General features: G+C 37.1%; 17 protein-coding genes and 2 pseudogenes. All 19 read right to left on the reverse strand.

Annotation, left to right across the window (positions count from 1 at the left end; all coding sequences use genetic code 11):
* Window positions 1-19: 19 nt before the first annotated feature.
* Window positions 20-1,208: pseudogene (flhB, locus tag OR571_RS19690) on the reverse strand (flagellar biosynthesis protein FlhB).
* 1 nt (window position 1,209) lies between these two features.
* Window positions 1,210-1,986: a flagellar biosynthetic protein FliR gene (fliR, locus tag OR571_RS19700; protein ID WP_282245366.1), complete on the reverse strand. Its 777-nt coding sequence runs from the start codon at window positions 1,984-1,986 to the stop codon at window positions 1,210-1,212.
* A gap of 4 nt (window positions 1,987-1,990) precedes the next feature.
* Entirely contained in the window at window positions 1,991-2,260 is a 270-nt protein-coding gene (gene fliQ / locus OR571_RS19705) for a flagellar biosynthesis protein FliQ (RefSeq protein WP_093263173.1), read from the reverse strand.
* A 12-nt stretch (window positions 2,261-2,272) separates the two neighbouring features.
* Window positions 2,273-2,938, reverse strand: coding sequence for a flagellar type III secretion system pore protein FliP (fliP, locus tag OR571_RS19710; RefSeq protein WP_142537773.1), 666 nt, complete (start codon window positions 2,936-2,938; stop codon window positions 2,273-2,275).
* A gap of 86 nt (window positions 2,939-3,024) precedes the next feature.
* Window positions 3,025-3,615 carry a flagellar biosynthetic protein FliO gene (locus OR571_RS19715; RefSeq protein ID WP_282245378.1) on the reverse strand — a complete coding sequence of 197 codons (591 nt, stop codon included), beginning with the start codon at window positions 3,613-3,615 and terminating at the stop codon, window positions 3,025-3,027.
* 4 nt (window positions 3,616-3,619) lie between these two features.
* Entirely contained in the window at window positions 3,620-3,982 is a 363-nt protein-coding gene (locus OR571_RS19720) for a response regulator (protein ID WP_142537771.1), read from the reverse strand.
* A 19-nt stretch (window positions 3,983-4,001) separates the two neighbouring features.
* Window positions 4,002-5,168 carry a flagellar motor switch phosphatase FliY gene (gene fliY / locus OR571_RS19725; protein ID WP_282246303.1) on the reverse strand — a complete coding sequence of 389 codons (1,167 nt, stop codon included), beginning with the start codon at window positions 5,166-5,168 and terminating at the stop codon, window positions 4,002-4,004.
* Window positions 5,161-6,158 (reverse strand): annotated as a pseudogene (gene fliM, locus OR571_RS19730) (flagellar motor switch protein FliM). The gene fliY and the pseudogene fliM overlap by 8 nt, the downstream one beginning before the upstream one ends.
* A 31-nt stretch (window positions 6,159-6,189) precedes the next feature.
* Complete coding sequence (gene fliL, locus OR571_RS19735) at window positions 6,190-6,621, reverse strand: flagellar basal body-associated protein FliL (RefSeq protein ID WP_282245380.1); 432 nt, start codon at window positions 6,619-6,621, stop codon at window positions 6,190-6,192.
* Window positions 6,611-6,832 carry a flagellar FlbD family protein gene (locus OR571_RS19740; RefSeq protein WP_282245381.1) on the reverse strand — a complete coding sequence of 74 codons (222 nt, stop codon included), beginning with the start codon at window positions 6,830-6,832 and terminating at the stop codon, window positions 6,611-6,613. Before OR571_RS19740 ends, fliL begins: the two co-directional genes overlap by 11 nt.
* Window positions 6,833-6,906: 74 nt before the next feature.
* Entirely contained in the window at window positions 6,907-7,701 is a 795-nt protein-coding gene (gene flgG, locus OR571_RS19745) for a flagellar basal body rod protein FlgG (protein WP_282245382.1), read from the reverse strand.
* Window positions 7,702-7,783: 82 nt separating this feature from the next.
* On the reverse strand, window positions 7,784-8,164 hold the full coding sequence (locus OR571_RS19750; protein ID WP_282245383.1) for a TIGR02530 family flagellar biosynthesis protein: 381 nt from the start codon (window positions 8,162-8,164) through the stop codon (window positions 7,784-7,786).
* A gap of 18 nt (window positions 8,165-8,182) precedes the next feature.
* On the reverse strand, window positions 8,183-8,815 hold the full coding sequence (gene flgD, locus OR571_RS19755) for a flagellar hook assembly protein FlgD (protein WP_282246305.1): 633 nt from the start codon (window positions 8,813-8,815) through the stop codon (window positions 8,183-8,185).
* A 12-nt stretch (window positions 8,816-8,827) separates the two neighbouring features.
* On the reverse strand, window positions 8,828-10,030 hold the full coding sequence (locus OR571_RS19760; RefSeq protein ID WP_282245384.1) for a flagellar hook-length control protein FliK: 1,203 nt from the start codon (window positions 10,028-10,030) through the stop codon (window positions 8,828-8,830).
* A gap of 34 nt (window positions 10,031-10,064) precedes the next feature.
* Window positions 10,065-10,661 (reverse strand): MotE family protein, encoded by a 597-nt coding sequence (locus OR571_RS19765; RefSeq protein ID WP_282245385.1) that lies wholly within the window; start codon window positions 10,659-10,661, stop codon window positions 10,065-10,067.
* Window positions 10,662-10,669: 8 nt separating this feature from the next.
* Window positions 10,670-11,119, reverse strand: a complete 450-nt coding sequence (fliJ, locus tag OR571_RS19770) for a flagellar export protein FliJ (RefSeq protein WP_282245387.1) — start codon at window positions 11,117-11,119, stop codon at window positions 10,670-10,672.
* A 1-nt stretch (window position 11,120) separates the two neighbouring features.
* The gene (gene fliI / locus OR571_RS19775) at window positions 11,121-12,443 is read right to left on the reverse strand and encodes a flagellar protein export ATPase FliI (protein ID WP_282245389.1); all 1,323 of its coding nucleotides are present in this window, start codon (window positions 12,441-12,443) and stop codon (window positions 11,121-11,123) included.
* Between the two features lie 5 nt (window positions 12,444-12,448).
* Window positions 12,449-13,228 carry a flagellar assembly protein FliH gene (gene fliH, locus OR571_RS19780; RefSeq protein WP_282245392.1) on the reverse strand — a complete coding sequence of 260 codons (780 nt, stop codon included), beginning with the start codon at window positions 13,226-13,228 and terminating at the stop codon, window positions 12,449-12,451.
* A complete protein-coding gene (fliG, locus tag OR571_RS19785) occupies window positions 13,212-14,225 on the reverse strand; it encodes a flagellar motor switch protein FliG (RefSeq protein ID WP_142537760.1) in 1,014 nt (337 codons plus the stop codon). The genes fliH and fliG overlap by 17 nt, the downstream gene beginning before the upstream one ends.
* Between the last annotated feature and the right edge of the window lie 89 nt (window positions 14,226-14,314).

Here is a 14,314-nt window from a genome sequence, read left to right on the forward strand (position 1 = left end):
TCCACCTCAATCTTTGCCTTTAAATTTTTTGTTTAATTCGATATACATAAGCTAGCACTTCAGCGATCGCCTTGAAAAATTCATCGGGAATTCGTTGACCAATTTCTACTTGGTCAAACATCGCTCTGGCAAGTGGCCTATTTTCTACCATTACTACATCGTTTTCTTTTGCAATCAGCTTGATCTTTTGAGCAACAAGATCTGCTCCTTTAGCTACAACTATAGGGGCATCCATCAATTCATCATCGTACTTTAGTGCAATGGCAAAATGCGTTGGGTTTGTTATAACCACATCCGCTGTAGGGACTTCTTGCATCATACGTCGCATAGCCATTTCCCTTTGCCTTTGTCTTATACGGGATTTAATGATCGGATCTCCCTCTGAGTTTTTATGTTCATCTTTAATGTCCTGCTTCGACATTTTTAAGTTTTTTTCATAGTCAAATCGTTGATAAAAGAAATCTAATATCGATATAAATAACAACACTACAGATGCCGATATCCCCATCATCCCCGTCAACCATCCAACGGTCGATAATGTATCCCAAGCTGTTTTAAAGGACAAGGACAAGACTTGTTCTAAATTCATCCATAAAATAAGTGTTGTTACCGAACCGATAAACGAAATTTTCAATATCGATTTCAATAGCTCGATAATTGCTTTAAGTGAAAAAATACGTTTTAACCCTTTAATCGGATCAATCTTTTTAAGATCAAACTTGAGTGGTTCCGTTGTAAAAAGCAATCCAAATTGAAAAAAGTTGGCAGCGATTGCAGCTACTACAGCTACTAGCATAATCGGCAGTAAGATGACTGCCATTTCCATCAATAAATCTTTATAAATTTCAATGGATGTCTCAATGGTCAATGTTTCCACTAACATATATTTGGTGAACGTCACATCAAAAAGAAAAATTTCAGATCGTAAAAATCCAGAAAAGAAAATAAAATAAAAACGGAAAGTAATACGATGGCACTTGTAAATCATGATTGACGTCAACAATCAAAAAAAGAAAAAATTTCAAGATCGATAAAAATCCAGAAAAGAAAAATAAAAATAAAAAAACGGAAAGTAATACGATGGCACTTGTAACATCTTGGCTTTTTAATACTTGTCCTTTTTTACGTGAATCTTGCCTCTTTTTAGGGGTCGCTTTTTCTGTTTTTTCTCCAGCAAAAAACTGTAAATCTAATTGGAGTCTGAACATATTAGCCACCTCCTAAAATAATCATTAAATCGCGCATACTGACGATCATAATTTCAAACATTTTCTGTACAACTGCCATTAAAACACCGATCATAATGAGCAGCACTAAGAAACTAACACCTATTTTAATAGGAAACCCTATGACAAAAATATTTAACTGAGGAACGGTTCTTGCCGTAATACCTAAAGCAATATCTACTAAAAAAAGGGTTGCAACAATTGGTATTGACATTTGAAAGGCTACAGCAAAAATACCCGCAAACGTTCTCATAATAAACTCCACATAATTTTCTTGTCCAAATGCTGGCCACGTAAGCTCCATCGGAATAAATTGATAGCTATAAAAAACACCATCTAACAACAAATGATGACCATTTAGAGCAAGCAACAAAAGGAGTGCTAATGTATTCAAAAATTGACCGACTAAAGGACTTTGCGCGCCAGTTTGTGGATCAATAACATTTGCAATAGCAAACCCCATCTGAAAGTCTATAAACCCTCCAGCGATTTGTACAGCGGACATAATGATATAAGCAAGTAATCCAATAAACAAGCCAACCATTACTTCTTTGATAATTAATAAAAGATAATCCCCATTCACTTCAAAAGGTTCTACATCCATCGTGTAATACATCATCCATGATAGGACGACCGCAAGAGCAATCCTGTGAGATGCAGGTATCGTACGATGCGAAAAAAGAGGCAAAATGACGAAAAAAGCAGAAACCCTTGCAATTATTAATAATAATACTGTTAAACTAGGTATAATTTCTTCCATGTTCTCAACCAATGTATCGTATTAAATTTTCAAATATATCTGCAGCATAAGATGTCACCTGCGATAACATCCAAGGCCCGAAAAAAACGATGGCAACTAAAACAGCTACAATTTTCGGAACAAATGCAAGTGTTTGTTCTTGAATTTGTGTAGTTGCCTGAAAAATACTTACCGCAAGACCAGTTATTAAAGCGACCAAAAGAAGAGGACCTGATGCCAGAAGAATGACCCAAATTGCTCTTTCTGCAATTGAAATTACCATTTCATTATTCATAACAATCAGCTCCTAAAAACTTTGTAATATGGATTTCATGACTAAATACCAACCATCCACTAATACAAACAATAATATTTTAAACGGCAATGAGATCATAACAGGTGGTAACATCATCATACCCATCGACATTAATACACTGGCAACGATCATATCGATTACTAAGAAAGGAATAAATATCATAAACCCTATTTGAAAGGCAGTTTTAATCTCACTTAGGGCAAATGCAGGAACCATAACCGTTAGCGGGATATCTTCAATTGTTTCTGGTCGTTCTGCCTCTGTATAACGTAAAAATAATTCTAAATCTTTTTGCCTCGTATGCTTGCTCATAAACGCTTTAAATGGCCCACTTGCATTTTCATACGCTTGCTCTAATGTTATCTCTTCATTGAAAAGAGGAGTTAATGCCTCTTCATTTACTTGCTGGAATGTAGGCGCCATGATAAAAAACGTTAAAAATAACGCCAGACCAACAATCACCTGGTTCGGAGGCATTTGCTGTGTGGCAAGTGCCGTCCGGACAAAGGATAGAATAATAACGATTCGAGCAAAGCTTGTCATTAATATTAAAATGCTTGGTGCCAAAGATAAAACCGTCAGCAATAGCATTAACTTGATTGAAGTAGAGACATTTGACGGATCACTGTCCGAAAAGAACTGGACAAAATCATTCATTTTTTTCGCTCTCCTTTGTCTTCCAATCCTTTAATACATCACTACGGTCTTTTTTTATTTCTCGCAACTTTTTTTGAAACGTTTCGTTAATGATGGTTTTTTTGCTCATTATTTTTTGACTTAGTAGATACATTTTCTCTCATACGATGAACTAGCTCGGATATGTATGGAACTGTTTTCCCGATATCTTGTTTTTCTTCGTATATTTTCGTTAGCTTCTCTATTTCTTCTGGATCCTCTATTTCTTTTAATAAAGTAATATCTTCTCCAATACCAACTAAAAATAGAGAATTGCCAACTTGTAATAACTGAACAGATTTACCTTGACTGACGCCAACTCCACCTAGATTTTGTATTAGCTGGTTATGTTGAAACGTTTTATTTCTACTATTTACAAACTTTAATAGGCCAAACAGCAATAACACGACGAATAATAAAGCGAAAATCATTTTTACATAATCCCAGACGGTAACAGACACTGGACTCGTTGAAGCTTCTTCATTTACTTCTTGGTCTTCGTTTGAAGCAGGCTTTTCCTCTTTGCTCTCTGTCTTGGATTTGTTGTTATAAAACTCCTCTATACTTTCATTCGGATCTACCGCTGCATACGCACCTTGATCGTATAGTAAAAATAATGTGGAGATGATACAAAATACGAGGGTGAATTTCCTCATCATTGTATTACCCGATTGCTTTGGAAATTGCTTCAATTACTCTATCTGCTTGGAAAGGTTTTACGATAAAATCTTTTGCACCAGCTTGAATAGCATCAATAACCATTGCTTGTTGTCCCATAGCAGAACACATAATAATAACTGCATTTGGATCTTTTGCTTTAATTTCTTTTAATGCAGCAATTCCATCCATTTCAGGCATTGTAATATCCATCGTTACTAAATCTGGTTTAAGTTCGGCGTATTTCTCAATAGCTTGTACCCCGTCTCCAGCTTCTCCAACTACTTCAAACCCGTTTTTAGATAAAATATCTTTGATCATCATGCGCATAAATGCAGCATCGTCTACTACTAAAATTCTTTTTGACATAGTATGTCTCCCCCATTACTTATTGTAAATTGTTAATACGATCTGCTTGGCTTAGAATATCCGTAATTCGAACACCGAAGTTTTCATCAATTACTACGACTTCCCCTTTAGCAATATGTCTATTATTTACTAAAATATCAACTGGTTCTCCAGCCAATTTGTCTAGTTCAATAATAGAGCCACTTGTCAGTTCCAGTATATCCTTCACTGTTCTTTTAGTACGACCTAATTCTACTGTTACTTGTAGCGGTATATCAAGTAGTAAATTTAAATTTCTCGATTCATTTTGTGTCAGACTTGGTGCTTCAAAACTAGTAAATTGTGCTTGCTGCACTTCCACTTGTGGCTGCGCTTGACGTGGTTGAGTAAATTGCATTGGCGCTTGCTCTTGTACTTGCTGGCGAGTTTGCCCTGTTTGCGCCACCGGATTTTGTGTTTGTACTGGAGTAGTTTCTACTCTTTCTTCCATGATTGTTGCAGCGGCTTCTTGCTCTTCTTCTCCCATTAATGATTGTACTATGTTCAATCCGAATTCAAGCGGAAGTAATTGCATAATATTCGAATCGATTAAGTCGCCAATTTTTAAACGGAACGATACTTTTATCAACATTTCATCGTCTGGAATGGCATCCGTTCCTTCATCAGCTAATAAGTTCATCAGGTCAATAGAAGGTGGTGAAATATCCACTTTTTTATTAAACACAGTCGACATGGATGTCGCTGCGGAGCCCATCATTTGATTCATCGCTTCTTGCACTGCACTTAACTGAATTTCACTCAGCTCTGGCTTTGGATCAATTCCATCTCCACCAAGCATTAAATCTGCAATTATAGTAGCATCTGATTGTTTAATGACAAGAAGATTCATCCCAGTGAGCCCAGCTGTATAATGAACTTGAACTGCTACGTATGGTTGTGGAAATTCCTCTTTAAGTCTCGAACGATTAATCATGCTAATATTTGGTGTCGTTATCTCTACTTTTTGACCTAAAAGAGCAGACAATGCAGTAGCAGAACTACCAAAAGATATATTTCCGATTTCTCCTAAAGTGTCTTGAGCAAAATCATCCAAATAATCTCCTATTTGAATATCATTCGTTGCTTGTTTACTTTTTTTCTCTTCTTCCAATGTTGTTCCCCTTAGGAGGGCCTCAATTTCTTCTTGGGAGAGCATATCATCACTCATCATCTTCCTCTCCTCCTTTCAAAGTTTCCATGACTTGTACAGCCATCCGATTTTTAAGTTTACCCGGTTGTGCTTTAAACTTCGGCATATCCCCAACTTTTACTGTTAAGGATCATCTATTTTTGCATTTAACTGAATTACATCTCCTAATTGTAAGTACAACAAGTCTTCAATAGAAATATTAGTGGACCCTATTTCTGCTACTATTGGTATTTCTGCTGATTTAACACGTTTTTCGAGTACTTTTAACTGCTCAGGAGATACTTCTTTTTTATTTGTTTGCATCCAATAACGCACCGATAAGTTAGGTACGATTGGTTCTAAAACAACGTGTGGTATACAAATATTAATCATTCCACTTGTTTCTCCAATAATCGTATTAAAGGATATAACAACTACTGTTTCGTTCGGCGAAATCATCTGTAAAAATTGTGGGTTGACTTCTAGCTCTGTAAGAATTGGATCAATATCTGCAATATTAGCCCAAGCTTCTCTTAAATTATCAAACGAACGCTCAAATAGATTCGTCATTATTTTCGTTTCAATCTCTGTTAAATTATATGTCTTTGTATGAGTTTCCCCTCGACCACCCATTAAAAGATCCAGCATCGTGTAGGCGATATTTGGATTAATCTCCATTAGAATATTTCCTTCTAATGGGGGAACTTCAAACACATTGATCAACGTCATATGTGGCACCGAACGAATAAATTCTTCAAACGGAATTTGATCCACGGATACGACAGAAATTTGTACGTACGATCTTAATTGGGCAGAAAAAAATGTTGTTAATAAACGAGCAAAATTTTCATGAATTCGTGTTAAACTACGAATTTGATCTTTTGAGAAACGAAGTGCTCGCTTAAAGTCATATACTCTAACTTTTTTAGCTTCCTGCTCACTTTTCATCTCATCTGCTGTCATTTCGCCTGTTGAAAGAGCACTTAACAACGCATCTATTTCTGATTGAGATAATATATCCCCTGCCAATCTGCCCACCTCCATTCAAAAAAATAGTACATTACTGAATTATATAAGAAGTTATATAAACTTGCTGCACTTCCCCTTCATCCATTAACTCATTAATTTTCGTTTTCAAGGATGATTGAAAATTTGCTTTTCCTGTCTTTCCTTCTAAATCTTCTGGCGTCATTTCAGAAAGCTCTGTAATAACAATATTTTTCACTTGGAAATCCCGTTTCGTTAACTCTTCAGCAGCTTTTGGATTATCCGTTTGCACTTTTAACGAAATACGAATGAATTTATTCGCTGCAAGATTCGTCGTGATTTCCGGTATATCGACCGAGGATTCAACTATTTCATCGATAGTCGGTCCTGTTTCTTCTTCACCTTTATTAAGTTGAAAAATAATGAGCACTGCAATGACACCTACTAAAGTGATGGAAACTAAAATGATCAGCATAATGGTTAGCAGTTTATTTTTATTCTTCATGATCTTCACCTCTTATATGGGGGTTCGCTAATATATGTATATCCTTGTAAAACTGGGAAATTTGAGCGTGTACTTCTTCTCTGGATTCCAACGCAACATATTTATGACCATTTGTAAGTGTAATCGTTGTATCCGGAAAAGCTTCCACTGTCTCTATGTATAGAGCATTCAACGAAAACTCTTTGCCATTTAATCGTGTTAAGTTAATCATATATAAAGGGCCGGGCCATTCAAGGAACGGCCCACCCCTCCCTTACAAATATACTAGTTTAATAGATTAATAGATTAACGTTTTAAATTGATAAGCTCTTCTAAAATGGAATCAGAAGTTGTAATAATACGAGTGTTCGCTTGGAACCCACGTTGTGCTACGATCATGTCTGTGAATTCTTCGGATAAATCAACGTTGGACATTTCTAGGAAACCTGAGTTGATAGATCCACGACCTTCCTCTAAAGGATTACCTGCTAATGGAGCACCAGAAGCTGGAGATTCTTTAAAATAGTTTGAACCTGCTTTTGTTAATCCGCCGCTATTAGGGAATTTTGCCATTTGAATTACACCCGCAGTTTGTAGAGCTCCCGCATTATCAACATAAGTAACTGTACCATCTTGTCCAATTGACATACTTTGTGAGTCTACTGGAATATTTAAAGGTGTAGTATCACCTACTAAATACATACCATCTCCATTTACTAAATCACCGTTGCTGTCTAGATAGAAGTTCCCGGCTCTAGTATAAGAGATATCAGTAGAACCATTTTCGCTCACCTGAAAATATCCTTCTCCCGATATACCTAAATCCAATGTATTACCAGTAGTCTGTAAAGAACCCCCGGAGTGAATAGTATCAATGCTTGCCGATTGAGATCCTAATCCAACTTGTTTAGCATTAACTCCTCCGCGTGTAGCTGTCGCAGCTGTTGCTCCTGCAGTAGTTTGTGAGATCAAATCTTTAAAAACTGTACGTCCCTTTTTAAATCCATAAGTATTAACATTGGCAATATTGTTACCAATCACGTCTAGTTTTGTTTGAAAGTTTTTTAAACCTGAAATTCCTGAGTACATTGAGCGAATCATTTAATTTTTTCTCCCTTCAATTTGTGTGCTAGCTTCAATCAGTCCGCTGCACATAGCATCCTTTTCAAGGTCCTGCTATTTATTAGTTGAGCACGATCGTGCCGTCGATATTTGTAAATAATTGATTGTTTGCTTCCGTGCGATCCATAGCAGTAATCACTGTTGCATTTTTTGCACTGACGATTAAAGCTGCTTGATCCGTCAAGACTAGAGAGTCTTTTACACCTTTTGAACGTGCTTCTGCTACTTTGTCATTAATCATTTGCCATTGTGCTTCTGAGATGTGAATATTTCTATCTATCAATCGTTGATTAGCATGTTTACTAACTTTCAGCTCTGTTTTTACGGTAGCCTCATGTAAATGCTGTAAGAACGATTGTTTTGGCGTTGTGACTTGTTTGGATGTATAAGCTTGATGGATTGTTGGTTGCAGCGGAACTCGATTCATCTTCATGTTGTCCATTGCAAGTCCCCGTTCTATTTAACTAATCGAATTTATTTGATCAGCTGTAATTGTCGTGTTGTCACTTAAGTTATAAACGATTGAACCGTCTTTTTTGGTTACAGAAACAACCTGTCCGGTTCCTGCTGTTTCACCGTTCATATAGCCTACTGTTTTACCTATCATCATACTTGCTTCTACTAAGCTATTTGTACCTGCTCCGTTTGCTACAATTTCCGAAATATTTCCTGGTGAAATCACTTTACCGTCCGCGAGTGTAAATTCTACATTACCATTAACAAATTTAATCGCTTTTATTTGACCAGTACCTTCATTTACAATAGGCTTGCCCGCTTCATCTAGCTTGTCTGTTAACTCATGCCATTTCACTTCTTTTCCTACGAAACTACTATACTCGATCATTTGGCTTTGCTCTTGTACTTGTGCAAAGTTCTCAAATGCTTTCGTTAAGTTAGACATTTGTTCTAAAGAAGAGAATTGCGCCATTTGAGCGATGAACTCGGTGTCTTTCATTGGGTTTGTTGGATCTTGGTTTTGTAGTTGCGCCATTAATATTTTTAAAAACGCATCTTTTCCAAGTGCACTGTTCCCCGTTTGCTTTTCTACCTTTTTTTGATTTGCCAAGTACATATTACTTGTAATTGGGTTCATGTCAGCCACTTGCTATACCTCCATTTCCTTTAAAAACTCTTCAAATGAAGATTGATCTTCCAGTTGCTCATTAGATTGCTCCTGCTCCTGCTGCTGTTGTTGTTGTTGTTTAAATGACTCTTGGAAAGATTGGTTTCTTTCTTGTCTATTTGGATCTTGTAGAGCTTGTGTTATTTCTAGCTTGTCGATTTGAATATTTTGATTAACTAAGCTTTGCTTTAAATGATTTGAGTTTGAATCTAACAGCTCTTTTCCTAGTGCAGTAGATGCCAACATTTTTGCAGTTAATATACCATCTTTTTGGACCAATTCAATACGAATTGTACCAAGCTGCTCCGGATACACTTTAATAACTAACCTATTCGCTCCGCCTGTTTGTCCAAACTGTACACGATTCATGACCTTTTGAAGCTCTTTCAAAAATTCTTCTGATTGTGCAGGTTTTTCAGTCGGTAATGTGATCGATACTGTTTCTACTTTTGTTTGTACCATTGTAGAAGTTTGCGATTGTATATTGGTCGTTTCTTCTTTCATTTCAACAATCGTTTCATTTGGAACCTGGTTTGTAACTTGTCGAACGATTACTTGGTGGGTAACGTGCTTTAATCCTTGCATCATATCCGGCTTTTGATTTCCAGTTACAGTAACTTCCGTTGTACTTTCTTTAACATTTTCAAGCAATTGTTTTAGGTCAAATAATGTGGATTCTTGTTTTAAATTAAGATCCGATTTATTGCCAATTAGCTGTGCTATTTTAAGTAATTGTACAGCTTGCTTTGCTTCTGCTGGTGATGCTGGTCCTTGCCCACTAAGCGATAAGGTAATCGCATCTGTTAGCTTATTTGCCTGTTGTTGAACGCCTGCTAGAATGTCCCATACATTGGATTCTGTCATCTCTTCTACCGGATCAATATCTTCTCCTAGTAGCTTGGATAGTAACTCTTTTAACTGTTTCGGATTTACCTCTAATTCCTTCGATCCAAGTAACACTTCTAGTTCTTCTAGCGATGCTGTATTAAGAATGGATAATATGTCTTGAGTTACATCCTGTTCAGGCATTTTAAGTATCGTATCAACGGTTGGTTGAAGTTGTTGATTGGATAATATTTGTCCAAAAACATTGCCAAAAATTTGATTGCTTTGAGGAGATAACTGCTGCCCCTTTGCTGGTAGTGCTATATTATTTCCCATATTGACAATTGTTGCGAGATTCACGTACTATCTCACCTCCCTTCAATTAGAGCTGTTATTACTCTGCCATTAGCTCTGTATATTTTGCCGCGTCTTCAGGCGTCATTTTTTCATAAATTTTCGCTACTGTATCTGGTTTCAAACTAGTTAGTATGCGCAGCGCTTCTGCATCACTCATTTTCGTTATGACGGGAGCAGCCGCTTTAGCAGACATTTTTTCAAACGTCGAAACTATTTCGCTATATGCTTGTTTCGTGCTTGTTTGTTCTCTTTTAAGTGTTTCTATTTCATCCAGTAGTCGTTCCTGTTCTACTAGCAGCGCTTCATTTGATTTTACAGAGTCTTCTATCTGCTGTTGCAGTTGACCTATTTCTGCCTCTTTTTGTTGAATTTCTGCTTGTAAAGAAACAACTCTTTGTTCAAGATTATCCGTTTTTAAGTCTTCTGTTACTACTTCAGTTTGTCCAACACCGGTTAACTCTTTTGCTTTCTCAAAAACATTCACATTCAATATTTGAGCAATGATTAGTAGGAGAGCTAAAGCAAATAACAAAGGAATGATAAACCAATAAAAAAACATTTTCATTTTGCTTATACCTTTTGCATTATTTTCTTCTTGTAGAATGCTTTTCTTCGATTTGTTCCGGTTAGCCATGCTTTTACTCACCTAATCTCTTTGTTTTGAAACTTTAAAGAAGAAATCTCATCTAACTGTATCGTTTCTAGTCGTTGTTGTTCTTGCCTGAATTGTTCAAAGTCTTTTTCTTTCATCTTTTCGAACTTTCGTACTTCTAACGATTTTTCTACTAGCTTCTCTTCAAACCAGTTCATCTTCGTACGTGCTTGTATGACTTCTTTTTGAACTACATCAATTCTTTTTTGAAGTCCATCTATATATTTGGAATAATGATGGACTTGATCGACAGACAACCCTGATGATAAACGGTCATTCTGCGCATCCACTGTATCTTCTTGCTTTTTCAATAGCTCATATAATTCCGTCGCTACTTTTTCAAAGGAATGGACAGATTCTTTATACGCGATTTCCGTTTCTGACTTTTCCTGTTCTCGAATGTTTAACACTTTTGCAAATTTATATTGATAGGCAACCATTTTACGAACCACCACCTGCTAGTTTCACTAATTCATCTACACTCGACTGTAATGTTACTTTGTCTAAATAGCCTTGTTTTAAAAATGCTGTGATTAAAGGCTCATACTGTATTGCTTCATCAATTTCTCTGGATGTTCCTCGTTTATAAGCACCTATATTGATCAAATCCTCTGATTTGTTATACGTAAAATATAAATCTCGTAAACGTTCCGCTGCTTTTTTATGTTTTTCATCCGATATATGATTCATCAGCCGGCTAATACTTTTCAGTACATTGATCGCTGGATACTGCCCTTTGTTAGCAAGTGACCGATCGAGTACGATATGGCCATCTAAAATACCTCGGACAGTGTCTGCAATCGGTTCGTTCATGTCGTCACCGTCTACAAGCACGGTATAAAACGCAGTAATTGTTCCATTTTCATTGGTACCCGTCCGCTCTAATAGCTTCGGTAAGATAGAGAACACAGAAGGAGTATACCCTCTTGTAGCAGGAGGCTCCCCAACTGCAAGTCCAATTTCACGTTGAGCCATCGCAACACGGGTCACAGAGTCCATCATCAGCATAACGTTGAGCCCTTTATCTCGAAAATATTCGGCAATCGCTGTAGCGGTAAACGCACCTTTAATACGCATTAATGCTGGAGAATCTGATGTAGCGGCCACAACAATTGATCTTGCTAAACCTTCTTGCCCTAAATCTCGCTCGATAAACTCACGTACTTCTCTTCCACGTTCTCCAATAAGGGCAATAACGTTTAAGTCAGCATTTGTATTTCTTGCAATCATTCCAAGCAATGTACTTTTACCAACACCAGACCCTGCGAAGATCCCAACCCTTTGACCTTTTCCGATCGTTAACATTCCATCAATCGCTTTTACACCAACTTCAATGCGTTCGTCAATCGGTGGACGGGTAAGGGGATTTGGTGGATCTTGTTCTGTGCCAACAGTCATCAAGCCTTTTGGCAACATAGTTCCATCTATCGGATTCCCCATCGAATCGAGCACTTTCCCTATTAAATCAGGACCAACCTTTATCTCTAAGGTGCTACCCGTACCTTCGACTAAACATCCTGTTGATATTTCTCGAATATTGGTATATGGCATTAAAATAACGATTTCTTCTTTAAACCCGACTACTTCAGCAAAAATGACAGAATGACCGTTTTTAGAAGAGTTGATATGAATTTTACATACATCGCCGATTGAGCTTTCAGGACCTTGAGATTCAATCATTAATCCAACAACTCTATTTACACGGCCATATTTTTTAAATGTAGGCACATTGGAAATTTGTTGAACTAAATCGACTGCTTTCATCACATTCACTCCATGCTTTCTAGTATGCCAACTAGTTTTTGTCTTAACTCCTGTAGTTGCTCATCAATGCTTACTACGATTCTTCCATGATTTGTTTCGATAAAACAATCCGTGGCATCCATTTCTTCATCTACAAAAATCATAAAAGGCACATCTACCGGAAACAAAGAGGCAAGTTCATCCCGATTGCTTGACACTAAGGAAAAATAAGTGGAAGAGACATACAGCTTAATCTCTTTCATTTCTCTCGCTTCTTTTAATCCTCTTTTCACGATGGACAAAAAAACTTCGTCGCTTTCTTCTAATTTGGTTCCTATTATTCGTTCAGCTGTTCGAAGGCCTAGTTCTAATATAACTTGTTCTTGCTGCTGTAAATATTTCGCCGCGTTTTCTTGCGCTATTTGTACAGTTTCATTCGCAATTTGTATGGCGTTTTGCATATCAGAGAATGCCTTTTCGCGACCTTCCTCCACTCCTTGAGTAAAGGCTTCGTCATATGCTTGTTGTTGAAAAGCCAGTTTCTGTTCATCCCAAGCTTTTCGCTCGTTTTCAATCGACTGGTTGAATGCTTCTCTTTCTTCTGCTAAAGCAGCTTTCTTTTGCGAAATTTCCTGCTCTACTTCCTGCATCATTTTTTCTCTTTCTTTTAATAAAATATCCAAAGAAAGCGGTCGCTCGCTATCTAGCTCTTCTTTTACATGAAGATTTCTGATTCCAATAGGCTTTAATTTTTCACTATTTTCATTTACCTGTACGCCACGGAAAATCCTAGACAATAATGTCATCTCCTCCACCACGTGCAATGATGATTTCGCCTGCATCTTCTAATCTTCGAATAACTGTGACGATACGAGATTGTGCTTCTTCGACATCACGTAAACGAACCGGCCCCATAAATTCCATTTCTTCTTTAAAAGTTTCAGCCATACGTGTTGACATATTTCGGAAAATCACATCTTTTACTTCTTCGCTCGATACTTTCATCGATAGAAGTAAGTCTTCGTTTTCACAATCACGAATAACGCGCTGAATCGAACGATTGTCCAATGTAACAATATCTTCGAATACAAACATCCGTTTTTTGATTTCTTCTGCAAGTTCTGGATCTTGAATTTCTAAAGCATCCAAAATCGTTTTTTCTGTAGTTCGATCTACGCCGTTCAACACTTCGACTACTGCATCGACTCCACCAGTTTCGGTATAATCTTGCGTAACTGTAGAAGAAAGTTTCCGTTCTAACACGGATTCAATTTCACTTATTACTTCCGGTGACGTAGAATCCATCGTCGCAATACGTTTTGCAATATCTGCCTGCATTTCTTGTGGCAATGAAGAGAGAATAATACCCGCTTGCTGTGCCTCTAAGTAAGATAAAATCAGTGCAATTGTTTGCGGATGCTCATTTTGGATAAAATTAAATAATTGAGTTGGCTCCGCTCTTCTTGCAAAGTCAAAAGGTCGCACCTGAAGGGAAGAAGTTAATCGATTAATGATCGCTTGTGCATGTTCTGCACCCAGTGCTTTTTCAAGCACCGTCTTTGCATAGCCGATACCGCCTTGTGAGATATAATCTTGCGCGAGAGCAATATTATGAAATTCTTCAATAATATCTTCCTTTATTTCAGGTTCTACTTTTTTCACACCTGAAATTTCTAATGTCAAGCGCTCAATTTCCTCTTCATTCAAATGCTTATAAATAGAAGCCGAAACTTCTGGCCCAAGAGAGATTAATAAGAGCGCTGCTTTTTGCTTACCACTAAGTTCTTTTTCTTTTTTATTCATAGCGGTCCTCCTAATCAATTACCCCACAGCGTAATTGCGTCCTGATTTTGAATTGCGCGAGCAATTAACTCCTTACAAAATCTGTGACA

The organism is Psychrobacillus sp. NEAU-3TGS (assembly GCF_029955155.1).
In the GTDB taxonomy this organism is placed as follows: domain Bacteria; phylum Bacillota; class Bacilli; order Bacillales_A; family Planococcaceae; genus Psychrobacillus.